Origin of the sequence: Nodularia sp. UHCC 0506, from assembly GCF_034931045.1 — a bacterium.
Lineage (GTDB): Bacteria > Cyanobacteriota > Cyanobacteriia > Cyanobacteriales > Nostocaceae > Nodularia.
The window spans coordinates 30,264-55,979 of the sequence record NZ_JAYGHH010000023.1; the positions used below are offsets into that span (position 1 = coordinate 30,264).

Here is a 25,716-nt window from a genome sequence, read left to right on the forward strand (position 1 = left end):
TATAAGCCCAAATGCAGAGAATATCAGAAAAGTATAAAATACGAATAGGTTCCATATTACTTAATTAGCTTAATCAATGCTGATTATATCCAAGCTCGTGAGATTCAGTGCTTTGTCTTTCCACAGCTAGGTTTTTTAAGTGGTTGATTACCTTGGCACTGCAATTAGTGTAGCAGTATGTTAGTACACTCATGAATTAAAAACCGTCGTAAAACTACGGAGATTTAAAGCCAATTTTTCAGGAAAACAGCTTTTTTGCTCATTAGTAAGGCAAAGGGTATTCACAAAACAAAAAAACCACATTTTTAAGCGTGGAATTTCATCGTTGTAAAGCGTGAAGATTATTCAACTTTCAGCATCACTTTTAGGGTTAAGTAGGGCTTGCTGAATAAATATTAAGAGACTTCCAAATAAAACAATATCCCGTCGTTTTGAGAGCAGGGAGCAGGGAGCAGGGAGCAGGGGGAGGAAAGGTCATTTTAGTTGCAGAAATTTGGATCAGCTTTTTTGTGGAGTTCTCTAAAACCCATATCAATCCAAGGTTTGAGGATGATAAACCTGAAAGTAGGTGCGAGGTTTTTGAAGGGTTTACCATCAAAAGTGTGAATTTTGGATTGAATAAATCAGAAAATTTGGGGATGACAGATAACTGATACTATTCCCTGTTCCCTATCCTCACAAATAAATTTTATGCCTAACGGCACTCTACGCGAACAGCAAGCCCTAAGTCGTGATTAAGAAACTGAGGGAAAAGATTTATCAATTTCATCGTAGCTAGAGCCTTGCTTTTGACTGTACCAAATCTAACCCTTCTTTGAGTGCATTCAAGCGATCGCCCATCCAGTAGTGTCCCGGAATTAAACCAGCAATACCCAACTTTTCTAAGCGATTTCTGACCTTTCCTGCTGCACCGACAATGATCACGTCCCGTCCGGCATCAATAACCTCTTGAATGGCACTTTCAATCGCCAAAGAAGAAGTTACGCCCAGGACAGGAACTTCACCTAAATCGACAATTAAAACATCGTAGTTAGCGATCGCCCGATGTTCTCTCTCAATAGCTTTAGCAACACCAAAAATCATCGGCCCACTCAGATGGAACAGCAAAACTCGCCCATTAGCTGCATCTAAAAGTTCTTTTTCTTCGTTAGTCAGGACAATTTGATCATCAGCATCGGTAATCGCCTTCACAGAATTAGATTGCAATTGGTCAAGACGCTCAATGGTCAGGATATTAGCAATAAATACCCCAACAGCTACAGCGATCATTAAATCGACAAATACCGTGAGAAGTACCACACTGTAGACAATTCCGGCTGCCTTCCAAGAGATTTTGTGAACCCGTTTGAGAAACCCCCAATCAATAATATTAATCCCTACTTTTAAGACAATCCCAGCTAACACAGCCAAGGGAATGCCAGAAGTTAAAGGAGCCGCCCACAAAACCACAATTAACAGAAATAAAGCCCGACTGATACCAGATAATGCAGTGCGTCCACCAGCTTGGATATTAACCACAGTCGCCGTTGTAGCCCCAGAACCAGCAATCCCACCACATAAACCGGTAATTACATTAGCAACACCTTGCCCGATTAATTCTTTGTTAGATTTGTGTTCAGTACGGGTGAGACTGTCAGATACGAGACAAGTTAACAAACAATCAATAGAACCCACCACTCCCAAAACCACAGAGTTAACAAACATTAACTGCAAATTTTGCGGGGTAAAAGTGGGCATTTGGAAGTTAGGCAAACCAGGAGTAATTTCGCCGATAGTGGCAATAGTGCGAATTTCCACACCACGAAAGAAAATCAGAGAAATTGCTGTACCAATAACTAACGCTACCAGTTGCGGGGGAACAACTTTTTTCAATCGAGCCGGGTAAAAGAACAGAATTACTAAAGTTATTACCCCTAAAAGAGTTTCCGTAGGACTGATATTAGCAATTAGAGTCGGGAGATTCTGGAGTACACCAAAAACACCACCTTTCGGCGTTTCTTGCCCTAAGAAGGGTGCGATTTGCAGAAAAATTAAAATTACCCCAATTCCGGTCATAAATCCAGAAATCACGTTATAGGGCAGCATGGTAATATACCGCCCCAATCGCAATACCCCAAACAGGATTTGAACTACTCCTGCCATGATCACCACAGTAAAGGCCATTGCCAGTCCCTGCTTTTCATCCTGAGCTTGGAGTCCAGCAATCACGGCGGTGACAATTACTGTCATGGGGCCTGTGGGTTCAGAAATCAAGCTGGGTGTACCACCAAACAAAGCGGCAAAGAATCCGACTAATATTGCCCCCCATAACCCAGCCGCAGCCCCCGCACCAGAAGCGATCCCAAAAGCTAATGCCATCGGTAAGGCTACCACCGCCGCCGTTAAACCGCCAAGAATATCTCCTTGGACGTTACGAAAATGGATTTCATTGGTTATTTGCACGAAAGATTTCCCTCGATTAGAAAATTGCAATTAATTCATCTCAACTGAGTCAAAGTCTCTTTTTCAAACTCCAGATACCTCTAAAAAAAAGAAAATTTATGTCTAAATTGTCTATTTAGAATGGAATCAGGGTAATTAATGGAAACCTAAAATCATGAAGAATCATTTTAATTAACAAACTTTTAACAGAACAGCAAAACAGGAATATTACTACTTCTCAGGAGTTGAATTGTCGTACTACTAATTACTAAATCACGGATGCGGCTATGTCCATGCGCCCCTATAAGTAAAAGGCTAATATTTTGTTCAATAATATATTCATTAATCACCTCTTCTGCTTCACCTTCTCTAATGGTAGAAATGAGATTAAAACCTGCTGTTTCTAAAATATATTTACCTTCATTGATTCTGTTTTCAGCCCTGGGATATGTTTCCTTTTTAGTTACTTTTAACAGATGTATTTCTAATTTTTGAAAGCAAGAAGAATTTACTAAAAATTGTAGTGTTTTCTTTCCTGTTAAGCTGCCGTCATAAGCCACTAAAACTTTTTCAACTGGTTTATATTCAAGTGGGGTAACTAAACATGGTTTTTTTGTAATACGAACAATTCGCTCTACATTTGCTCCTAAATGTCCAGATGCGAAATCTGCTGCTTCTCCCCGTTTACCTAAAACAATTAAATCTGAATTTTGTTCAAATTCATGAAAACAATCTACTATAAATCCAGTTTTATTAGTTAACCGAACATCTCTAATTCCCTGATTTTTCAGAATTTCTCCCGCATTTTGCAAAATTAAACGCGCTCGTTGATTATTTAGCTTGGCTTTTTTATATTCCAACTCTACCAATTCATGCAACAAATTTTCAGAAGCACCAAGCCCAATACTCCCGCTTAAGTTAGCAGTAGAAGCTACTTGTTTGCTCCGAATATCTGTAACCAATAAAACATTGATGTGAGCGTTAAATTGATGAGCAAACCAAGCGCCATATTTATAAACGTTTTCTGCAAAATCTGAACCATCGGTACAAAGTAAAATATTTTTCATTATGGTTTGATTGCCTGGAGTTGGATTAGAAGGTAAACATATAGCAAATAGCAAAAGTCTGCTGTGAATTGGTTTGGTAATTTTACCATTTCCTCAAAACCTTGATGGTTGCTCTGCTAATTTTTTTTGAGAGTATCAGCTTTTTGAGAAGTTGCTAATTTATTTAGCAAAGTAGCACTAGCTTCATTCAGTCCGATGATTTCTACATCTGCACCATTACGACGAAATTTCATGATTGCTCTATCAAGTACTTCAACTGCTCCTTGATCCCACAGGTGAGCATTAGTTAAGTCAATGGTGACACGCTCAATAAGTTCAGTAAAATCAAAAGATGCCAGAAATTCATCTCTTGATAAAAAGAAAATTTGTCCGACGACTTTATAGATGCGATGGGAACCATCTTCACTCAGCATTTTATCCACAAATACCAACTGGGCTATTTTGCTGGAGAAGAATACTGTACTCATAACAATACCTGTGATGACACCGAGGGCAAAATTACGGGTGAAAATCGTCACAAACATTGTTGTTAACATGACGGCGGTTTCAGTACGGGGGACACGGGGAATATTTTGGAAGGATGACCAGCGAAACGTCCCAATTGATACCATAATCATTACAGCTACTAATGAGGCCATCGGCATTTGCTTGACCCAATCCTGTAAAAATAAAATGGCAAATAACAGAAAAACTCCAGATGCAAGGGTTGACAGTCTCCCTCGTCCGCCAGACTGGACATTAATCACGGATTGTCCAATCATCCCACACCCAGCCATACCACCAAAGAAGGCGGTAACAATATTAGCAATGCCTTGTCCTTTGGCTTCTTGATTTTTATCGCTGGGTGTATCTGTGAGTTCATCTACCAAAGCAGCAGTTAAGAAGGAAGCCAATAGACCGACGATCGCTAAGGTGAGAGAATAGGGCAGAATAATTTGTAGTGTTTCCAGATTCCAGGGTACTTGGGGCAGGGCAAAGAGGGGTAAGGTTGTGGGTAGTTCGCCCATATCTCCCACTGTGGGAACCTCTAGTTTGAGTGCGATCGCTGCTATAGTCATCACAGCTAAAGCCACTAAGGGCGAGGGGACTACTTTAGTAAAGCGAGGTAGTATATAAATAATCCCTAAAGAAAGTATAGTCAGTATATACACGGTGGGCGGGACGTTGGTCAGTTGTGGTAACTGAGCTAAAAAAATTAACACCGCCAAGGCATTGATATAACCAATCATTACCGCCCTGGGTACAAATCTCATTTGGTGTCCGAGTTTTAGCACCCCAAATAAAAGCTGAAAGATTCCGGTTAATAAGGTAGCGGCGAATAGATATTGCAACCCATGATCTTTGACTAAATCAATCATCAGCAGCGCCATTGCGCCTGTAGCGGCAGAAATTGACCCCGGTCTGCCTCCCAAAAAGGCTGTCAAGATGGCAATAATAAATGAGGCGTACAACCCAACCTTGGGGTCTACTCCAGCAATAATGGAAAAAGCGATCGCTTCTGGAATCAAGGCTAATCCTACGACAGCCCCAGCCATAATATCTCGCTGAGTGTTAAAAAACCACTCTCGCTTCAAAATATTTCCGTTCAAGTTTCCTCCTAGCGCCATTATTCACATAAAATTATTAGTAATTTGGCGCACTCCAAATAGCCCACCTATCAACAAGATTTCGTCATCAGCATACTGATTTGCAGAGTCAGACAGTATGCAGCAAGCTGAGTAGGTGAATGGCTCAGACCAACTATGAAAATTCAAGTTTCTAGGTCTTATGCGTTGCGTGCAAATCGCGCCAAAACTGGATTAGAGTTCCCCTAGCTTCATGCACGACTAGCTTTCGATAGTTCTAATTATTCCAAGGCTCAGGCTGCTTTTTCAGATTTTAGGGTGGACAATCCCAACTATCTAATACTACTGAAGAGATCGTTACCTGCGACATTACCTGAACCTGCTTACTACTGAACAATTACAAGGGCGTTCTTTAATTTATGGTTAGCATATCATAGTGTCGTTACAATTTGCAATAAAACTCGCTGAATCACGGTTAGTATAAAGCCAGTAGGGGCGGGTTCAATACTTTTCGGTTAGGGAGTGTAAAGAGGTTCCAGGGAACGTCTCTAAAAGGGTTTTCGGCTGACGAATTTGCTTCTATATCACAGCATAGCAAAGCCGTAAATGCTCATAAACAGCAATAATAATGTTGCGAATTGGGTAACTCTTGTTTGGGATGAGGGAGCGATCGCTTCCCGTACTAATATAGAAATAGACGCTCCTACCCCTAAGCTCAAACCCAAAACTAAATAAGGCATATCTGCTGGCAAAATTGTTGCGATGATGATCATAACGCTCGCTATCATCAGCATCAATAACTCCACAAAGCCGTGTGGGTTATATTGACTAACTAAAAAAAAGCTATTTAATAAAGAATTCCACAATCTCATCATTAGTGCTGAGTCTTGAGTGCTGAGTTTTGAGTGCTGAGTGCTGAGTTATGAAATAGCTGTTCACAACTCAACCCTCAAAAAATGTTAGCTTCTAGCCCCTAACTTTTGACCTACACCATTTTTTTGTGCGGCATCATCTTCTGGTGGTTCCACACCAAAAACCCGCGCAAAAGCTTTTTGTACCTTGTAACCAGTATCAATTGACTCTAAAGGGTCTTTCCGCAGTCTGTGACGCAGACATAAAGTAATGACACGTTTGATATCATCAACAGTGACTTCAGTACGACCTTCAAATGCGGTTAATGCTTTGGCGGCACGGTTGCTAACAATATCACCACGCAAACCATCTACATCTAATTCTGAGCAAATTTCGGAAATTTTTACTCGTTGGTCATAGTCAAGTGTCACTTCTGGTAACAAATTCTGAGCATTGACAATTTTTTGTTGCAATGCTTCTTGTTCAGGTTGGTATTTTTCCAGAAATGTCGGAGGATTTTGATCAAATTCCGCCCTTTGTTCCACAATCTGTACCCGCAAAGCTGGTTCTTTAACAGTGTGAATTTCTGCGTGCATCCCAAAGCGGTCTAGCAGTTGGGGGCGAAGTTCACCTTCTTCGGGGTTCCCCGAACCTACCAGTACAAAACGGGCTGGGTGACGAATAGAAATACCTTCGCGTTCTACAGTATTCCAGCCACTGGCTGCGGAGTCCAGTAGCACGTCTACAAGGTGGTCGTCTAGCAAATTGACTTCATCTACATACAGAATGCCTCTGTTCGCCTTAGCCAGCAATCCCGGCTCAAAGGCTTTTACACCCTCAGACAAAGCTTTTTCAATGTCGATAGTGCCGCAAACTCGGTCTTCTGTAGCCCCCAATGGCAAGTCTACCATTTGAACTTTTTTGTGATCTATGGGAATTTCTGCCCCTTGTTCTACCATTTGGCGAACTTCATCACTCATCACGTCGGGGTCGTTGGGGTCACTGTTGAAGGGGTCATTGGCAACCACGGGGATTTCTGGCAATAAATCAGCCAGCGCCCGGATAGTCGTGGATTTGCCGGTACCGCGATCGCCCATAATCATTACACCACCGATTTTGGGGTCAATCACGTTCAACAGCAGCGCCAGCTTCATTTCTTCCTGGCCCACAATTGCCGTAAATGGGAATACCACGCGACGCGCACTTGCCGTGGATTGAGCAGTTGGAGTCACTAAATTACCTTAACAATATTTTTCTTATTACAATTCCTTATTGTGCCACAGTTAGGGGGTGGAAGCACGGGCAACAGGGGGTTAGTACCGCAGGGCGGAAGTCAAAAGTTAAAAAGCTTATAAAATAAGCTGCTGATTGATTTTAAATGGTGAACCATGTTTGAAGGAAACCCTCCCGCAGCAGGCAACTAGATCAAGCCTGTCGGCATCGGTCAGCATTACCTGTAGGGTTGTGCTATTTACGCCATACTGTATTCGTATTCGCGTGCCTGAATTTCGCGGAATTTTCTCCCAATTGTTCGACTTTTATTGCCTGTATAACTGGAATTTAGCAGATGTGTGTTCTAGGCAATTACGCTATTTTGAGTGCATATTGAATTAATTTAAACAGCCCTGTTCGATGAATCAAAACCTGATTGTTACTCCCACCCACGAGTTACCCACTCATGAAAAACACAACGTTACCCAACAACAGTTATCTGTGAAGCGAGTCATGATCCTCAGCCTAGAACTGCTGCTGGCTATACCTTTGGGTTTAGTCTTAGTTAAGTTACACATAGGCGGAATTGCTTGGATATTTGGCGGAATTGCTTCTGGTGCAATAGTTTTACAAGGATGTCGGATTTTTTACCAATATTATCCCAAACCTAATCGCAGGGCGAGAAAGGTGGGAATGGCACTTGTCGGGTTGACTGTCGGTGCATCAAATAGCAACAGCGATTTAACCAGTCTGGCTTCTGGGATTCCTATATTTATTTTTCTCACTTTATTTTTACTGCTGTGTGGTGGCTGTATTGGCTACTTGTACTCACGCTTGAGTCAAACCAATTTATTAACATCAATGCTGGCTACAGTGCCGGGTGGTGTGGGAGTTATGTCATCTATTGCCGCCGATTACAATAGAAATGTCACCCTTGTGGCCTTAGTTCAGGCAATGCGAGTCACTTCTGTAGTATTACTGATTCCGTTAATTGCTCGGACATCAGTTGATCATGTTCTCAGTTCCCAAACCTTACCTATCACAGTTAGATTACTGAGATTTGATCTACCTCAATTGGGATTACTTTGTGTATCACTAGTAATTACCACATTATTAATTTCTCTAGCTGGATTATGTAAAATGCCAGCTGCCGAGTTTTTTAGTGCATTAGTAGTTGGTTTAGGATTTAATTCTTTACTGCACTTGCTACCTGTTTTCGGTGATGTGAGTTTTAGTCCGCCAGAATTCATTAAATTATTAGGTCAACTATTGCTGGGAATTACCATTGGTGAGTATTGGGGGGACAAACCTAATATTGGTAAAAAGGCTATAGCTTACGCTTTTATGTCTGTAGCCATGACTCTGATAGCTGGTGCGATCGCTGCTATGCTGGCCATGCAATTAACCTCTTGGGACTGGTTGACTTGTCTATTAGTGACAGCACCAGGAGGTGCGCCAGAAATGATTCTAGTATCGCTGGCATTAAATCATAATGTAGAAATTGTCACAACGGGTCATTTAGTACGACTCATTGCTATTAATAGTTCCCTACCATTGTGGATATTTTTATTTCGCCATCTTGATAGACAACTATCAGACCCAGTTTAATAAACCAATGACCAATAACTAATGACTAAGGAGGCCAAAGATGGTTGCCCAAGTTCAAGAATTAGATGCCCAGCAATGGGTTAAAACTCGTTCTTCCCTTGATCCGAAGAAATCTACGTTCCTCATCTGGACAGGTAAAATTTACAGTTTTATCCCTGGTGAGAAAAGAAAACTGCTATTTAAAATGTCTGGAGTCAGCGTTAGTAGATGTATTCCGACAGCAGAGGATAGCTGGGACTTTACTTCCAGGGAATTGACTTATTACCTAGACCCAGATACAAGCGAGGTTTTACGGCACTGGGAGAACCCCTGGACAGGTGAAACAGTTCCTGTGATCCACGTTGCTAATAATCCGGTACAGGGAGAGTTTAAAGGCAAATTTCCCGCACAAGTAGAGGGAGATACCACAACTTTTGTGTTTGATATTTTTCCCACATATCCTAATTTACTAGCAGAAGATCCCAAGTTTGCCCAATACAGCCCATATCCCATTTATCAAGCCACAGAACTATTCAAATTAGCTGTACCAACAGCAGATTTATTTAACTCAGAACTAGATTCAGTGTCTCAACTTAGACTTGGTTGGGATAGAATTGGTCAGTGGTTGCCTTGGATGAAAATGGGCGAGCGACCTGGTTATCTCATTTACAGTGCTTCGGGAAGTAAAGTAAACGGTTTTGCAGAATTACCCCAGTTGCTTCAAAAAGAAATTAATACCCGTGTTCCACTGTACAAGCAAGCCCCAAAATCCTTTTTAGATGGGGAAGACATGACCTCTTGGCTGTACTTTAAAAAACACTTTCAAGCTTACTTAGCTGGCGAAATTTTTCCCCTTCCTGAAGCAGAGGAGATGTAATTCGTAATTCGTAATATTTCCTGCGGAAACGCTACGCGAACGTAATTCGTAATTCGTAATTCGTAATTCGTAATTTAAAATGCAGTTAGAATTTCTGCATATTTTTACTTTTGGGGTCGAAACCTTTAGAAAACTGGGTGCTTTCATCATAGTAAGCCCCACTCAGATCAGCTCCATATAACTTGGTTAAATTGAGTTTCGCTCCTCGGAGATTGGCCTCGTTCAGTTTAACGCCAGATAAGTTAGCTCTAGTTAAGTTCGCTTTGGCTAAGTTAGCTTGACTTAAGTCTGCTCCCCACAGTTTTGCTTTAGCTAGGTTAGCTCGACTCAAATCTGCTCCCCACAGATTAATTCCAGGTAAGTAAGCGGCAATAAGCTTGACTCGACTTAAGTTTGCGGCGGGAAAATACCTTTGTCCGGTATTATAAAGTCGGATTAATTCTTTGGCATCCATGAGTTTCTTGTTTGAAATCTCTATTTCTAAGATAGTCTGCAATGGTTTTAACGCAGAGGGTACAGAGGTTTAATTTCTCAGAGAAATCACATCAAAATCGAAGGAACCAACGAGACGGTTATCAACATAAACCTGTATTTGATGTTTACCACCAGGATCTCCGGGAACCATTGTCCAGAAATTCTCAATTTTGCCATCATTTGTGAATACTGTCCGAGTTGTTACGGCTTCAACCCCATCAGATGATAACGACAAACTTTGACCATCGTCTGTAGCCCATGTTTCTGGAGGTTTTGGCAAGCGCAGAATTTCTCGCCATGTTACTTTACCTTTGTAATCTTTAAGTTGAATTCGCCACCCGTATTTACCACCCTTATACAGCACTACTCTGGTGGTAGGAGTAAATTTACCTTGACCTTTGGAATTAACTCTCAGCACTCCAAACTCAGCTTTACTGGCGGTAACTTGTTTTGTGTTGCGTGTCCCAGAGATTGACCCAGAAGACGCGACGCTATGATCTGCTAAAGAAGATAAGGCTTGAGAAGCTATGAATCCAGATATCAGCAAAGAAGAAGTTATGATAATCGTCGCAGTCCAATTTTTCATTAGCACAGCAAAATGTTGTGGTCGGTTACTGGTACATATTCCATAATTTCAACTTGCTTTCCGGGTTGAGAAAGAAGTCATTGGTCATTGGTCATTGGGAAGTTACCGTCTTCTCCCCTTTGCACCCTGCACCCTGCACCCTGCACCCCTGCCTCTTCTCCCCCTGCACCCTGCACCCTGCACCCTGCACCCCTGCCTCTTCTCCCCCTGCACCCTGCGCCCCTGCCTCTTCTCCCCCTGCACCCTGCACCCTGCACCCCTGCCTCTTCTCCCCCTGCACCCTGCACCCTGCGCCCCTGCCTCTTCTCCCTGCCTCTTCTCAACCTTCTACTAAATTCCAGAAGTAGCCGTCCGGTGCAACAAAGGAAAAACTTTTCTCTCTAAACTCATTTTCGATGATGTTAGTATATTTCAGTACTGAACTGGCTTGAATGCGATCGCAATATTCTTGGACATCACGCGCCCGATATGTATAAAGCGAAATTCCTAAGCAGCCTGGTTGTGATGCTTCAAAACGTGACTCTAAATTCATCGCTTCTGGAAATCTAATGATGTAAAGTCTACCGCTACGCGCTGCTGTCAAGTCAGTCTTGGAGGAACGAGGGTCATCAAAGGCAGTGACAATAAACTTTTCACCCGGTTTGAGGTCAAACATTTCTCGCCCGGCTGGTGAAGATTCATAACTGGTTTCCACATCATCACGTACACGCAATAAACCTAAAACTTCTTCATAAAATTTCAAGATTTGTTTGCTATCATCCTGTACAATCATCCCCGCATGGGTACATTGACTAGTTTTGAAAGCAGCATTTTGGTTAATTTGTCCGTAATCTGGCAGTGTATAGCCAAACCTTTGAAATAGAACTTGTCGAGTTAAGGGTTGCAATAATAGCATTTCTCTCACTCCCACAGCCTGGTCTGTAAAAGGTCGGCTTTTTCGCTCTTTGTTGTAAATTACTTCCCAGTGCGGATTGGTATATCTAATCGCCCAACGTCCGGCTTTTGCATCTTCTGCATGATTTAAAATGGTTAAAATATCAGCAGTTAAAGTTGTCGCCCAACGATTTCCTTTAACTTTCATTGACCCTAACCCTAATCCCTGATTAGTGGGTTTTTGCCAAACCATTAACCTAATTAAACCATGATCGGCATTTTGGTGGTAAAGGCGAATGGAACGTAAAGAAGAATTGACCCCATATAATGGATAGGCTGCATCTGCTGGTAATTCACCCACTTGTCCGATGCGATAGCCAAACTGCTCCCAATATTGAATTGCAAAAATTGGATCTGGAACGCCAATACATACTTCATATATACCTGCAATTGCAGTTTCTTTCCTATCAGTCATACAAATTTTGCATTTTAGGTTTTAAATTTAAATTTAGCAAAATATAGAAATCCTCTAGGATTTGAGGATTGAAGAAACTTTATAAGGGGTGACAGATGTTGAATTAGTTAAGTGATTTAAATCTTGCATAACATCTGCCGCAGTTTGATAGCGATCGCTAAAATGATAACGTACCATTTTATCTAAAATTTCTGCTAATTCGTCACTAATTTCGGCTGTTTCTCGCCACAGAATATTACCTGTATCTAAATCTGGCTTAAGTTCTTGTGGTGGTATACCAGTAATAGCTTGAATACAGATTATTCCCAAAGCATAAATATCACTAGACAAGCGGGGATGACCGGCAAATTGCTCTGGTGGTGCATAACCACGTGTCCCTATGGCGACAGTTGCTAACTCCGTTTGATCACTATTTTGGGGTTGCATCGACTTTACCGCACCAAAGTCAATTAATACTAGTCGATTATCTTCAGAGCTTCTAATAATATTAGTTGGTTTGATGTCTCGATGAATTATCCGACGCTCATGCATAAATACTAATACTTCTAGAATCCCTTTGAGCATATCAATCACAAATGCTTCATTCTGTACAATATGCACAGGTGGTAATTCCTCATTTAAGGTATGCCCAGGAATGTATTCTTGGATTAAATAAAATTCTTGATTATCTTCAAAATAAGCTAACAGTTCGGGAATTTGCTGATGTTTTCCCAATACTTCTAAAATTTCCGCTTCAGTGTTAAATAACCTTCTCGCTACTTGTAAAAATTTCGTATCCTGACGCGCTGGCATTAATTGTTTGACTACACAGATAGGATTACCCGGTCGCTGAGTATCATTTGCTATATAAGTGCGACCAAATCCCCCAGATCCTAAAATTTTGGATATCTGGTAACGTCCACCCAAAAGTAAATCGCCAGTTCTCTTTTCTGGGATTATGGGTGTGGATGTAGAGTGAATATGTACGTCACGAATTGCTGTGGCTTTAGTATCTTGTAAAAGAATATTTAACTGTTCAATTGCTTCTTGTTGTTGTTCAATTTGTAACAGTATCACCTTTGTTTGCTGCTGATTTTGGTAGGTGGTATAAATCATCGTACTCACACCACTAATAATGAAACCTATAGCTGGGGGAATCAAAGGTATCCAACCAGCTTGGGAAAATACGAATGTGCAAATTACCACTAAACCAGCTAAACTTGCACTTCCCACTATCAGCAACCAAAAAGGATACCGCAGTCGCCAACCGACAATAGCACCTATGGTTGACCAGCCACACAGCCAAAGAATTTCCATCCCTTCAGACCAATACCAAATTAGAGGTCTTCCATCCAGGACTGTACTGAGAATTTGACTAATTATTTGTGCATGAATTAAGACAGCAGGGGTTCTAGATGGTTGGTCAGAGGCTGCATTGTAAGGTGTATTTAAGCCGGGATTTATACTGGGAGCAGTTGTACCAATAATGACTAATTTATCCCTGACTAAATTGGGGTCGAGTTGATTGTTAAGAACTTGTGTCAGGGTTACTTTTTGAGCTATGTGATCAGTATGGCGATAATTTAATAGTATTTGATAACCTGCCGTATCCAGTTTTTTATAACTACCGGAATCTCTTTTAAGGGTGGAGAAAAAAGTTTCACCTATAGAGAAATTATATTGATCAGGAAAGTCAATGGAAAAACCCAATTTTTCTAGATAATCAACTGCCAGTCTAGCAGCAAAGGAGAAAGGAGTTGTACATTTGCCGTCTTCAGAGTGGGCAAATAATAAACTGCGGCGGATAATTTGGTCTTCTTGGTAATCAGGAATTAAATCTTTAAAACCTAAACTATCTTCAGAAAAATTAGGTGGTGGCGGAATTTCTTGCCTGTCTATGCTACTAAATAGGCAAGTGCTAATAATTTTTTCAGGATTTTTCAGATTGACTGCTAAATTTTTTTGGTTGGCACGGTTAAAATGGATACCAATAATCCTGGGTTGGTAGGATTCTAGTTTAGCCAACATCTGATTGATTGTGGCATCTGATAAAGGCCATGGTTCTCGTGCGAGATCCTCTTGAGTGATTTCTACTAATAATATGCGGGGATCGGGTGCTTCCACAGGACGCGATCGCAACATTTGATCATAAGCTTTTAATTCCCAAGATTGTAACCATTTCAGTTCCCGAACTCCCCATACCAAAGCTGTCACTCCCAGGCTGGTGACCAAAATAACTTGTAACCAGGGATTGCGGGGAGAGGTATCACGGTAAGTTTTGTCTTTAGCAAACGCAGCTCGAAGTTGTTCTAATATTCCACTAATCACGGCGTTGCGGCAGTAGCCTAAATTTGGTAAACGTTACCAACCCGGAAAAAATTCCCGAATTGGGGTAATTATTTTTTAACTCAAACTCTTTTAATTTAGCAAAATTTAGCAATTTACTGGTTGCTCTGAACAGTATCTTTGATTTGGTTGTCAAAATGAACTATTTCAGGTGACATTAAAGAAAGATTCTACTGTTAACCGAATGACTTATGCTCCAAGAAGACATCAACACTCTATAACAAGAGAATATGGGACCCCATCAGGGAAGAGCCACAGTACTATAAACTGCGTAAACATACCCTAAATTTTCTCTTCAACAGGGTTGCCCATAATGATAGGGGGTAATTTTCAATTTTATAGCTGTGTTTGCGATCGCTGCACCTGTTCAACAGAACTAGAAAAAGAAATAGGGTCAAGGGATTGACTAGAGGAATTTAACTGCGGTTGTTCCGGTAATGCTTCCATACTTCCATCACTGAAGTAAGAACCAACAATCTTGTCGTAGTTAGAAGCAACAGCTAAAAACGCCCCACCCAAAATATAAATTGGCAAAGGTAAATTAAATGCTTTTAACCAATCAAACAGTTCTGCCAAAGCGAACAACACTAAAAAACAAGCAAGCCAAACCTTCATTCTTTCATCCTCCGCGTGTAAGCCACCCTAATAATAGGTTCACCAAAAAATGGGATACAAGCCCCGTCTTTTTCAGACGGATGATCAGACTATTTCGATAACATCGACCCAATGAAACGTTAAAGAATCCTGTCTCTTTCAGAAAGAAACAGAATCTATTCTTTATAGCTGGGTGAGTATTGTTGCTCACCCTTGTATATAAATTAAGCTGGCTTATGAGCAATAAAACACTTACTGATAAAGTTAACTTGCATCTCTATCTTCTCAAAACCCGCTTTTTCTAGACGTTCTACTAAGTCATCATGAGTGTAATCCCGATAGTAGGGTTCATGAAAAACTTCTGGGAAAGATTCCATCGTTACAGCTAATTCTGGTGAATCACTCAGTTGAATAGAATCACAAATGACAAATACTCCCCCTGGTTTTGTGACTCGGAAACATTGTTCAATCACTGTTTGCCGGACTTTTGCTGGTAACTCATGGAAGAGAAACACAGAAGTTACAGCATGGAAATAGTCGTTTAAATAAGGTAACTCTTCCGCATTGGCTTGTAACAGTTGCGGTAACTCTCCGGGAATTTCCGATAGTTGTTGATTTGCCTTACGCAAATAAGCTGGTGACAAATCCATACCATACAGGGATGCTTGAGGTAAAGTTGCCCGAATCATCTTCAGTGTTCGCCCAGTACCACAAGCCACATCTAAAACCCGCATTTGTCGCGGTGTCACAGAATCAAAAACTTTCAACCCTTGTTTCAGAGGTGCAAGAATCCTCCGTCGCATGGGGTCAGCAGTCCCATTAAAGAGAATTTCTACCTGTAAATCATATATATTGGCTGAATCGTCGCTCAAGTAGCCATTACTTTGGTGATGGAAGTTCTGAACATAATAGCTGGGATAACCATCCGTATCTATTTCTGGTGAAAATTCTTGATATTTCTTTTTTTCAGACCTTTCCCAGATTTGAGGTAAGTCTAGGCATAGCAATGGATAGTAAAGGAAAAAATCTGACCAAGGGTTGTCAAACAATAAGCTTTCGGGATATATCCCTTTTTCCGCATCTTGCCAGTCTGTTTCTAGCAGCTGTTCTATTTTTTGTTGAAGTTTGAACAAAACCTCGCTAGGAATAGGTTTCTCTCTCTGCCCTAGATTGGGATAAATGAGAGTCATCAGGCTTGAACTTAAGGTTTTGTGAGCAAAACCAAAGTAATTTTTACCTTGTTGAAAGGTCTGATAAGTCAGCTTGCTTAAAGTGTCAGCCATAAGGATATGGGAATATTTATCACCTTTAGTAATTATATGTAAAAAATTATAACGAGAGAATCATCTAGCTTCAAAAAGTAGTTTTGGTAGGGCTTTTAACTAGAAAATCGTCATTGTCAGTTACTCAAATATAAATTTTTGTTACAAAAATACAATTTTGTAGCTTTAGATACAGAATTATTGTTAATATGAAAGTCAAGGGATAAATAGCCAATCATTTATAACGAAAACCATAAGGAGGACTTTGGTCATGTCTATTCAAGATAGAACTCGTGCGTTAGCAATGCGTCAATATCAACAAGTGAAGAATCGTCAACAATCCATGCTGATGCGTGCAGCACAGGAACTGGGTCTTCCTGAAGAATTATCCGACTACTGGAGTCCCATTCAAGGGAAGATTGACCCTACGACTCGCCTGATTTATGAAAGTAGCCACGCTTCTATGAGCTAACACAAAAGAGAGGTCAAAGACTAAAACTCTAGAGTCCTGGCTTTAAAATGGCAATAAACTTAATTTTTGATAGTGATAATTAAAAAAAAGCCACCCTACGAGGGTGGCTAAAAATTCACTACTAATCGCAATTAGCAATCGTAATAGAGGTAAAACTCATAGGGGTGAGGACGCATCTGGATCTGCTTAACTTCGTTAGCTAACTTGTAGTCAATCCAGTTTTGGATGAAGTCTTCGGTAAAAACGCCTGATTCTGTTAAGAAAGCATGATCGTTTTCTAGTGCTTCTAATGCCAATTCCAGAGAACCCGGAGTTGAAGGAACCTTCGCCAGTTCTTCTGGAGAAAGTTCATAAATATTTTTATCTAGGGGTTCACCAGGATGGATTTTGTTCTTGATGCCATCAATACCAGCACACAGCATGGCTGCGAATGCTAGATAAGGGTTAGAAGTCGCATCAGGACAACGGAACTCTAAGCGCTTGGCTTTGGGGTTATCGCCAGATAAAGGAATCCGCACAGAAGCAGAACGGTTCCCTTGAGAGTAGGCCAAATTCACTGGTGCTTCGTAACCAGGTACTAGGCGTTTGTAAGAGTTAGTTGTGGGGTTGGTAATAGCCAAAAGTGCTGGTGCGTGTTTCAGGATGCCACCAATGTAGTAAAGTCCCATTTCGCTCAAACCAGCATACTTATCACCAGCAAATAGCGGTTTGCCATCTCTCCAGATGGACTGGTGACAGTGCATACCTGAACCGTTATCGCCAAAAATCGGTTTTGGCATAAAAGTTACAGTTTTGCCGTATTTCTTGGCAACATTCTTGATGACATATTTGTAGGTCATCAGCCAGTCAGCAGCTTCGATCAATTTACCAAAGCGGAAACCTAGTTCGCACTGACCACCAGTAGCAACTTCGTGGTGTTGTTTTTCAATAGGTACGCCGCAATCTTTCATTGTCAGCAGCATTTCGGTACGCATATCTTGGAAACTATCCGTGGGCGATACCGGGAAGTAGCCTTCTTTGAAGCGTGGTTTATAACCCAAGTTGGGGCCTTCTTTCTTACCAGAATTCCAACTACCTTCTACAGAGTCTACATGGTAGTAGCCTTCATGGGCATTTTGGTCAAAGCGAACATCGTCAAAGATAAAGAATTCTGCTTCAGGGCCAAAGAATGCTGTATCACCAAGACCAGTAGAAACTAGGTAATCTATTGCTTTTTGGGCAATAACACGGGGGCAACGGCTGTACCATTCACCTGTGCGGGGTTCTTTAATACTACAAACTATACTTAACGTTGGCTCTTTCATGAAGGGGTCGATCCAAGCAGTGTTGGGATCAAGTACCATCATCATGTCTGATTCGTTGATGTTTTTCCAACCCCGAATGCTGGAACCGTCGAAAGGTACGCCATCAGAGAAGGAACTTTCATCGATTTGGTCTTGGTACAACGTCAGATGCTGCCAAGTTCCTGGTGTATCGATGAATTTCAGATCAATCATCTGAATGTTTTGATCTTGAATCAACTTCAAGACTTCTTGTGGGGTTGTCATTGTTACTCCTTCTCTACCTATTTCCTAAAAATCAAACCAGAATCTTCCAAAGCATCCTAACCCAGATGATTTGAACCAAGTTGTAGATGACACACCTGAAATATCATAAATCCTGGACATTAGAAGATTTTGTAGTTTTTGTTACAGCTTATCTGGATTACAGCTTATATTAACCTTTTGCCTCACATATGCACAAAACGTAAAGTTCATCTCTTCGGGTCAACTTTGGCATAGAATCCTTAGATAGCAGATAAATTGTTTTTGTGCCGCATCATATTTTAAATAAAATAAATGCCACAAAAATTTACTGGTGCATAAGTGCAACCAAATTAATATCAAACCATAGATAGCATTAATTGGGAGAAGAAAGAATGCGTGATGCAGTTACAAGCTTGATTAAGAATTATGACGTTGCTGGACGTTATTTTGACCGGAATGCGATTGACAGCCTCAAAGTTTATTTTGAAAGTGGTACAGCACGGGTAAAAGCGGCGGCGGCAATTAACTCGAATGCTGCTTCCCTCGTCAAGCAGGCTGGTTCTAAGTTATTTGAAGAACAACCAGAGTTGATCCGTCCTGGCGGAAATGCGTACACAACTCGTCGTTATGCGGCTTGTCTGCGGGATATGGACTACTACCTCCGTTATGCTACTTATGCTTTGGTGGCGGGTAACATGAATGTGTTAGATGAGCGTGTACTCCAAGGATTGCGAGAAACTTACAATTCATTAGGTGTCCCTATTAGTCCGACAGTTGCTGGTATCCAAATTCTTAAGGATATGGTCAAGGCACAAGTTACAGCCGCAGGTGTTGCTGATACTGCCTTTGTCGATGAACCTTTTGATTATATGACTCGTGAGTTGAGCGAGAAGGATATTTAGGAGTTTTACACAAGTATAAAATCAAGCAATATAAAGCGATCGCTTTTTCAGTTAAACCTGGAGGCGATCGCTTTTTTTTAAATCCAATATCTCAACCATAAAACTGCGGAAATCAGAGAAAATTAGGCGCAAAGACATTGTTTTGATGAAATTTCACTGATAACAAGGATGCTGAACACCCCAAATGAAAGCTAGTTGCATCCTTGAGGTGCTTTGATGATAATATGTTTTATACAGATAAGGTGATCAACCTGTATAAAAACCCGATGTTGCCCCGCATAGCAGCAGAGTCAACACTCTGAAGAATTAAAATTTTTTGGTATGCAGAATTACTATGAATATTTTATACATAAGTGATTAAGTATCTAATTATAGGAATTATCGTAACTGTTTTAGGAGAAGCTTTCATTAGCAAAACTTGGGCGCAGCCGCCCAATTGCATTGCCAATAGTTTACCCGCAGTTACCGAACCGGCCAATAGTGACAGGCAGGGCAATGTGATCGTCATTGGCAAAGTTGCAACCCGTCCATACGTAGTTGTGGTTCCCAACCAGTCAGACACAGCTTTAGATATTGCCAAGAAATATAATAATTATGCTTTTTTGGCACAACACAGATTTGGGCCTTTTATATATGCTGGAGGATTTGCCAAAAGGGAACAAGCGGAGTGCTTGTCTAATTTGCTTAGATATCACGGGCTAGATGCACGAGTTGTTTATTTCCGTTGAAAGATAAAGAAAAAACAAGTTACTCATTTGCTAAGAATCTATTTGGTGAAAACATGATGAAACCTTGGTGGATTGGTAACTTCATTTTGCTGCAAGTGGTGCTAGTTGGTGTGATTGATGCTACTGCCGCAGCAGATAGGCGGTTACAGGTAACAGTAAAACGTTGGTTAGAGGTGCGCCGGCCTATTGGACAAGTGCTGCATTCCCGTGGGAATAAATCTCAACCAGCTCGCAGCGGCCTAAAACTTCAAGCGGTAGGAGATGCAATCATCACTAAGCAAAACTCCAGTGCAGTTCTAGCCATAGATATAGGCACAGGCTTTATCCAAGTTGCAGAGAACACAAATATCAATATCCAGAAACTAGAGAGGGGAAGAAGAGGAGAACAGATCACACAACTGCAAGTCAAGTCCGGGCAAGTTCGTCTCCGGGTTCGTCCATTTACTAATCCTGCCTCACGTTTAGAGATTAAATCACCTGCTGGAGTGGCAGGGGTGCGGGGTACTGATTTTGGTGTGAATGTACGGCAGAATGGCTTAATGGGCGTAGCAACCTTGACAGGTGGTGTAGCCACAACTGCCCAAGGGCAGACAGTTCTAGTTAAGGCTGGGTTTCAAAATATCACGATTCCAGGTCAGCCCCCTTCAAAACCAGTGCCTCTACAGGACAATACTGATCTGAATATCCGCCAACTCTCGGCTAATGGCAATCAGATAAGGATTATCGGTAGTGTTGACCCGGTAAACCTGCTGATAATTGCCGAACAGGAGTGGAACACCGATGCGAGTGGCAGATTTGATATTACTGTTCCTTTACTCCCTAACGGCAGAGTAGAAGCTGTTGTGGTGACTCCTTTAGGTAAAAAACAATTGTATGAGTTAGCGGTTCCTTAATTTGAGAGTCATTAATGTTCTGAAATGATAATTCCATCCTGGAAAAAATTTCTGAGAGATATTCCCAATTTCCTCCGAAGTTCCATTGTAGAAAACCATTTACTTTTTCCTGGTATATTAACTGCGCTGTTGTCTCTAGGATTATTGCAAATAGGTGCTTGGGAAGCTTTAGAGCTATTAGGATTTAATTTATTGTTCAACGTGCGTCATTCTCTAGTCTCTACTAATTGGGATTCGCGCCTGGCTGTAATTGCCATTGATGATGCTACATTACGTGAGTATGGAGAATTTCCACTTTCACGCGATCGCTATACTCAATTATTAACAGCTCTAGAAGCCTCTCTCCCAGCCGCTATTGGCTTTGATATTCTGTTTATTGAACCCAGTCCTCACGATGCGACATTGGCCGAAGCAATGGAAATCAATGGTCAGGTTGTTTTAGCGATCGCACCCAGTTTGCAGAAACAAACCCTTCGCCCAGTGCCAGTTTTAGATCGTGTGACTGCCAAAGGACATATTGTCAGCAATGCGGATTTGGATGGGGTAACACGTCGATACTTCCTCTACATCGAGCAAGTTCCCAGTCTGGGTATAACTTTGCTACAGGCATACAATCACAGTTTACAGTATACCATCACCCCAGATACCACTAAATCTCACCAATCACTCATTGCTTTACCTTTACCATCTCTGCAATCAGAAGAAACAACAGTATGGATTAACTGGGTAGCACCAACACAAGGTAAGCAAGGAATCCCTACCTATTCTCTAATTGATGTTATTCATGGAAAAGTAGATACAGCCAAATTAAAAAACAAAATCTTGTTAGTGGGACTGACTGCCACAGGTTCACATGATCCATTAAAAACTCCCTTTGAGCAAACATCGCCTACATTTGGTGTTTACCTCCACGCAGCTGTAATTGATAATCTACTCAATCAGCGATTACTTAAAACTTTACCTCCAAACTTGAAACTCTGGCTATTATTTAGTGTGGTCATCAGTTCAACTTTGATGCTCACACCTTTGAAGTTTCCTCAAAGAATTTTTCTTTTGGGATGGTTGCTGATTCTGTGGTTTATTGTATCCCTAATAACTTTAATTATATTTAATTTCTGTTTGCCTACATCAGCACCCATTGGCACAATTATTTTGAGTGGCTTAAGTATTCAGTGGCAAGAACAAAAGCAAAAACAACAATTGATGAATTTATTTGCTCGTCATGTTTCTCAAGAAACAGCCACATTAATTTGGCAGCATCGCAACGAAATATTTCAAAATGGTCAATTAGATGCTAAAGAAATGGTGGCCACGGTTTTATTTGCCGATGTTCGTAAGTTTACTACTATTTCTGAGGAGATGAAACCACGAGAATTACTCAATTGGTTAAACTCTTATTTGGGTGCTATGGCTGAGTGCATTCAACAGCATCATGGAGTGGTTGACAAATACATCGGCGATGCTATTATGGCTGTTTTTGGCATTCCCTTTCCCCACACTCTCCCACAAGAGATAGAACAAGATGCAATTCAGGCTGTCGCTGCTGCAATTGCTATGCAAAAAAGATTAGTATTGTTAAACAAAGAATTAGCACAACTGGGAAAACCTACTATTAGTATTGGTATTGGTATTCATACTGGTCTAGTTGTTGCTGGCAGCATTGGAGGATTTAAAAGATTGAATTATTCTGTATTGGGAGATGCCGTAAATATTGCGGCTCGTTTGGAACAACTCAACAAAAATACACAAGAAGGGAATCCTTATAATATTTTAGTCAGCGAAACAACATTTCAGCTAATTAAGCAGCATTATTCGACTAAAAAAGTACAACAAATGAAGCTGCGTGGACGGCAACAATTAACAATGATTTATGCTATTACCGGGGTGCAAAAATCTTGATCTATTTTGTCAAGATTTTGGATAAAATATTTTCATAGGACTAATACTTAAGATTTAATATTACCAGGAGAGTCTATTTAATTGGTGAAGCAGCGACTCGATACACTATTAGTAGAGTTAAATTTATGTACTTCTCGCGCCTTAGCACAGCGATTAATTCAGGCGGGGGAAGTGACTGTAAATCAGCAGGTGGTGGATAAGGCTGGGACAGAAGTTGATATTGCAGCTCAAATTAAGATTAAAGAGCGATCGCGCTTTGTGTCTCGCGGAGGTGAGAAACTAATCAAGGCTTTGGATGCGTTCCCTATCTCTACAGCTGGACGCATTTGTTTAGATGGGGGTATTTCTACAGGGGGTTTTACTGATTGCTTGCTACAAGCAGGAGCAAAACAAGTTTATGGTATTGATGTCGGTTATGGACAAGTTGACTGGGGTTTAAGAAATGATCCACGGGTGATTTTAAGAGAACGTACTAATTTACGTAATCTCACACCCGAAGATTTGTATAGTGAAGGTGACGAAATACCTGATTTGGCGGTGGTGGATGTATCGTTTATTTCCTTAACTAAGATTTTGCCGGCTGTGTGGCGATTAACTAAATCTCCCAGGGATGCGGTCTTGCTAGTTAAGCCACAGTTTGAAGTGGGAAAATCCCGTGTCGGCAAAAAAGGCGTTGTCCGCGATCCTCATGACCAAGCTGATGCTATTTTTCAAGTGTTGCAAGTGGCTTGTACATTAGGATGGAAATACAAAGGTTTAACTTGGTCGCCAATTACTGGCCCGGCTGGAAATATTGAGTATCTTCTATGGCTAGAAATGGAAGGTGATACACCACCGCCTGATTTAGATGTAATTAAGCAAATGACGCAATCAGCAATAGCTAATTTAGCTTAAATCAGTGAACAATGAACAGTTATCACGCCGATTTAGTCAGTAATTTTGAACTAATTATGTCTTTTAACTGATAACTTTCAAGTAATTCATTGTACATAATTAAGGGCTGAAGCCCTTACTACGAGCTAAATTACCATATTCTGACATTACTTCACATAGTTAGCTTTATTCTCGCCAATTTACTTAACTGTTAAACATCGTAGATGAGACATTCTATGGCTTCTGGATGTTTCTCACAGTAACTTTCTAAAGCAGTTTTGCGGTGTTTTGCTTGCTGTTGGTGTGCTTTTTCAGCTTGTAATTCTTCGACGATATCCCAAGCTACAGCACAACCAGACGAATTTTCTCCATCTACTTCGCAAATTTGACGAGCTTCCGCAATAGATTCTAGGATAGCTTCATCAAGAGTTGTAGTCCCGGAGTTAACAGCAGATTGGACGGCTTCTAGGGTTTTGGTCATGATGTTTTCACCTTTGTTGATTTCTAAGTGCTGAGTAATAAGAAGAGTGTGGAATACTTAGCCTCTAGCATTTATAGGAAGTTGATGAGGACTATTACTTCCAGTTTAGTTAAACTTCTCGAAAGAATCTGGTAGTGAACATCGTCAAATGAAGAGAAAATATAAAATTTTTGGCGGTGGTTTTTGCCTTAATTTTTATTTCCATCATTTTCTTAATTTTGCACCGAAAATTGGAAATTTAACCCTGTTGTCATCAAAATCTGATTTCCCATTAGCACTCAGCACTCAGCATTTTTTACTGATATTTTGCGCTTAATTCCTGTTGCAAACGATACAGAATTGTTTTGTGATCAACCTGAGATAAAATTTCTTGAATGACTGTACTAGCTCCTAATTGTCCCCAAGTACAACCTTTTTCTAAATATACTTGGGCAGCTTTCCCGACAGTGTATGCACCATAACCTGCAATTCCAGATTGAGCGATCGCAGTTCCAGCATAAGCCGTAATATTCAGGGGATTTTCACCACTGGCAATAACAGCCGTACTTTTACCTAAACCCAGCACGACACTACTACCTATTTCTCCTAACAGCAAACCACCAGAACTAAAGAAAATCGTCTTTAAAATTTTGCTGGCTTCATAGCTAGTCATAGGTAAGCCATATAACCGGGCTAGAGAACGAATCAAAGCTAAATCGGCAATCGTACCACAGATGACATCTAAAACAGGCACAGGATTTAATCCTACTGCCAAAGCTTTATATTTAGTAAATTTCCAAATAATATCTTCAGCTTCTTTGTCGCGGAAATCCATAGTTTTTTGCGCGATCGCTTCTTCTGCATCCCGTGCTTGAATTAGCGCATTTAAAGCCAGCAGCGATCGCCCTTCTCGATTGAGAATAGTTAAAATAGTCTGTTGTAATTCCTCTATCTGTGGCTGTGGAGTCTCCCATTCATAACTGACACGACCATCAGGCCACTCTACCCGCACTTCCATAGGTGCTGGTTCCGCCGCCACCATGACAATTTCATCTGGTAATAAAGGCTGGGTTTGGGGATGTCCTGCGCCTAGTTGTTGCAAATTATCATAAATTGCGGAACGGTCTGTTTCTGGATATAAATCGATTTTGTTAAATACTAAAATCAGTGGTTTTTGCGCTTGTCGTAATTCTAACAATGCCCGATACTCAGTCCGGGTGATATCACCTGAAACCACAAACAAAATCAAATCCGCCTGACGCGTCACTTCTCGCGCCATTTTTGCCCGTGTCTCGCCCTCAATTTCATCTAAGCCAGGAGTATCAATTAACTCTACTAATACCTTATCTCCTGGTTGCCAACGCACGGAACGCGGCCATTGTGTGACACCATTCAGGGGGCCAGTTTGGAGAATCTTTTCTCCCAGCAAAGCATTTAATACTGCTGATTTTCCCCGACTCACCAAACCAAAAGCCGCAATTCTAATCACATTGGAGTCGAGTTTGTTGAGTGTGGAGTTCAACGCGTCTAATTCGGGTTTCAGCAAGCCTACCAATTCTGGGTTTGAGGAAAATTGTCCAGATTTGCGGAGATATCCATACCAAGATAGCGCTTGTCTGAGACTAGCACGGGCGCGGTTTAAGTGAGTTTCTTGGAGATTACGCACGAAGTTAGATGGATTCAAGGTTGAACAAACAACAGACTACATACCCATTTTGCTCTAAATTCCAGGCTTTTTGCTTTTTTACCTGTCCGTCAAACCAGTTCTGAGAGTGAGGAGGATATCTAATTTC

General features: G+C 41.0%; 22 protein-coding genes. 8 read left to right on the top strand and 14 right to left on the bottom strand.

Annotated elements, in window-relative coordinates; all coding sequences use genetic code 11:
• Positions 1 to 774: 774 nt before the first annotated feature.
• The 5 genes from VB654_RS14225 to bchI all read right to left on the bottom strand — a co-directional run bounded on the left by VB654_RS14225 (position 775) and on the right by bchI (position 7,137).
• Complete coding sequence (locus tag VB654_RS14225; protein WP_323214425.1) at positions 775 to 2,442, bottom strand: SulP family inorganic anion transporter; 1,668 nt, start codon at positions 2,440 to 2,442, stop codon at positions 775 to 777.
• Between the two features lie 182 nt (positions 2,443 to 2,624).
• Positions 2,625 to 3,488, bottom strand: coding sequence for a universal stress protein (locus VB654_RS14230; RefSeq protein WP_323214426.1), 864 nt, complete (start codon positions 3,486 to 3,488; stop codon positions 2,625 to 2,627).
• A gap of 116 nt (positions 3,489 to 3,604) precedes the next feature.
• Positions 3,605 to 5,023, bottom strand: coding sequence for a SulP family inorganic anion transporter (locus VB654_RS14235; RefSeq protein WP_323214458.1), 1,419 nt, complete (start codon positions 5,021 to 5,023; stop codon positions 3,605 to 3,607).
• Between the two features lie 614 nt (positions 5,024 to 5,637).
• Positions 5,638 to 5,925 carry a hypothetical protein gene (locus tag VB654_RS14240; protein ID WP_323214459.1) on the bottom strand — a complete coding sequence of 96 codons (288 nt, stop codon included), beginning with the start codon at positions 5,923 to 5,925 and terminating at the stop codon, positions 5,638 to 5,640.
• Positions 5,926 to 6,012: 87 nt separating this feature from the next.
• Complete coding sequence (bchI, locus tag VB654_RS14245; protein WP_323214427.1) at positions 6,013 to 7,137, bottom strand: magnesium chelatase ATPase subunit I; 1,125 nt, start codon at positions 7,135 to 7,137, stop codon at positions 6,013 to 6,015.
• A gap of 400 nt (positions 7,138 to 7,537) precedes the next feature.
• Here bchI and VB654_RS14250 point away from each other — a divergent pair, with 400 nt between their 5' ends.
• Positions 7,538 to 8,725, top strand: coding sequence for an AbrB family transcriptional regulator (locus VB654_RS14250; RefSeq protein ID WP_323214428.1), 1,188 nt, complete (start codon positions 7,538 to 7,540; stop codon positions 8,723 to 8,725).
• Between the two features lie 40 nt (positions 8,726 to 8,765).
• The gene (locus VB654_RS14255) at positions 8,766 to 9,581 is read left to right on the top strand and encodes a DUF1838 domain-containing protein (RefSeq protein WP_323214429.1); all 816 of its coding nucleotides are present in this window, start codon (positions 8,766 to 8,768) and stop codon (positions 9,579 to 9,581) included.
• 85 nt (positions 9,582 to 9,666) lie between these two features.
• On the opposite strand, the gene VB654_RS14260 is transcribed toward VB654_RS14255, so the two are convergent.
• From VB654_RS14260 to VB654_RS14285, 6 genes are all read right to left on the bottom strand, one after another.
• Positions 9,667 to 10,035 carry a pentapeptide repeat-containing protein gene (locus VB654_RS14260; RefSeq protein WP_323214430.1) on the bottom strand — a complete coding sequence of 123 codons (369 nt, stop codon included), beginning with the start codon at positions 10,033 to 10,035 and terminating at the stop codon, positions 9,667 to 9,669.
• Between the two features lie 69 nt (positions 10,036 to 10,104).
• On the bottom strand, positions 10,105 to 10,641 hold the full coding sequence (locus VB654_RS14265) for a hypothetical protein (RefSeq protein ID WP_323214431.1): 537 nt from the start codon (positions 10,639 to 10,641) through the stop codon (positions 10,105 to 10,107).
• Positions 10,642 to 10,960: 319 nt separating this feature from the next.
• On the bottom strand, positions 10,961 to 11,989 hold the full coding sequence (locus tag VB654_RS14270; RefSeq protein WP_323214432.1) for a VOC family protein: 1,029 nt from the start codon (positions 11,987 to 11,989) through the stop codon (positions 10,961 to 10,963).
• 54 nt (positions 11,990 to 12,043) lie between these two features.
• Entirely contained in the window at positions 12,044 to 14,296 is a 2,253-nt protein-coding gene (locus VB654_RS14275) for a CHASE2 domain-containing serine/threonine-protein kinase (protein ID WP_323214433.1), read from the bottom strand.
• A gap of 354 nt (positions 14,297 to 14,650) precedes the next feature.
• Positions 14,651 to 14,929 carry a hypothetical protein gene (locus tag VB654_RS14280; RefSeq protein WP_323214434.1) on the bottom strand — a complete coding sequence of 93 codons (279 nt, stop codon included), beginning with the start codon at positions 14,927 to 14,929 and terminating at the stop codon, positions 14,651 to 14,653.
• 203 nt (positions 14,930 to 15,132) lie between these two features.
• Positions 15,133 to 16,191: a class I SAM-dependent methyltransferase gene (locus VB654_RS14285; protein ID WP_323214435.1), complete on the bottom strand. Its 1,059-nt coding sequence runs from the start codon at positions 16,189 to 16,191 to the stop codon at positions 15,133 to 15,135.
• Positions 16,192 to 16,441: 250 nt separating this feature from the next.
• Here VB654_RS14285 and VB654_RS14290 point away from each other — a divergent pair, with 250 nt between their 5' ends.
• Positions 16,442 to 16,642: a hypothetical protein gene (locus tag VB654_RS14290; RefSeq protein ID WP_323214436.1), complete on the top strand. Its 201-nt coding sequence runs from the start codon at positions 16,442 to 16,444 to the stop codon at positions 16,640 to 16,642.
• Between the two features lie 131 nt (positions 16,643 to 16,773).
• On the opposite strand, the gene glnA is transcribed toward VB654_RS14290, so the two are convergent.
• On the bottom strand, positions 16,774 to 18,189 hold the full coding sequence (gene glnA / locus VB654_RS14295) for a type I glutamate--ammonia ligase (protein WP_323214437.1): 1,416 nt from the start codon (positions 18,187 to 18,189) through the stop codon (positions 16,774 to 16,776).
• A gap of 371 nt (positions 18,190 to 18,560) precedes the next feature.
• Here glnA and apcB point away from each other — a divergent pair, with 371 nt between their 5' ends.
• The 5 genes from apcB to VB654_RS14320 all read left to right on the top strand — a co-directional run bounded on the left by apcB (position 18,561) and on the right by VB654_RS14320 (position 23,484).
• Positions 18,561 to 19,070 (top strand): allophycocyanin subunit beta, encoded by a 510-nt coding sequence (gene apcB, locus VB654_RS14300; protein WP_323214438.1) that lies wholly within the window; start codon positions 18,561 to 18,563, stop codon positions 19,068 to 19,070.
• Positions 19,071 to 19,423: 353 nt separating this feature from the next.
• Positions 19,424 to 19,798 (top strand): hypothetical protein, encoded by a 375-nt coding sequence (locus VB654_RS14305; RefSeq protein ID WP_323214439.1) that lies wholly within the window; start codon positions 19,424 to 19,426, stop codon positions 19,796 to 19,798.
• A gap of 53 nt (positions 19,799 to 19,851) precedes the next feature.
• Positions 19,852 to 20,691, top strand: a complete 840-nt coding sequence (locus VB654_RS14310) for a FecR family protein (protein WP_323214440.1) — start codon at positions 19,852 to 19,854, stop codon at positions 20,689 to 20,691.
• 24 nt (positions 20,692 to 20,715) lie between these two features.
• Positions 20,716 to 22,590: an adenylate/guanylate cyclase domain-containing protein gene (locus VB654_RS14315; RefSeq protein ID WP_323214441.1), complete on the top strand. Its 1,875-nt coding sequence runs from the start codon at positions 20,716 to 20,718 to the stop codon at positions 22,588 to 22,590.
• Between the two features lie 81 nt (positions 22,591 to 22,671).
• Positions 22,672 to 23,484 carry a TlyA family RNA methyltransferase gene (locus VB654_RS14320; RefSeq protein ID WP_323214442.1) on the top strand — a complete coding sequence of 271 codons (813 nt, stop codon included), beginning with the start codon at positions 22,672 to 22,674 and terminating at the stop codon, positions 23,482 to 23,484.
• A gap of 190 nt (positions 23,485 to 23,674) precedes the next feature.
• Here VB654_RS14320 and VB654_RS14325 read toward each other — a convergent pair whose 3' ends face one another.
• Together VB654_RS14325 and VB654_RS14330 are read right to left on the bottom strand one after the other, a co-directional pair.
• Complete coding sequence (locus VB654_RS14325) at positions 23,675 to 23,944, bottom strand: Calvin cycle protein CP12 (RefSeq protein ID WP_323214443.1); 270 nt, start codon at positions 23,942 to 23,944, stop codon at positions 23,675 to 23,677.
• A gap of 295 nt (positions 23,945 to 24,239) precedes the next feature.
• Entirely contained in the window at positions 24,240 to 25,589 is a 1,350-nt protein-coding gene (locus VB654_RS14330; RefSeq protein WP_323214460.1) for a GTP-binding protein, read from the bottom strand.
• Between the last annotated feature and the right edge of the window lie 127 nt (positions 25,590 to 25,716).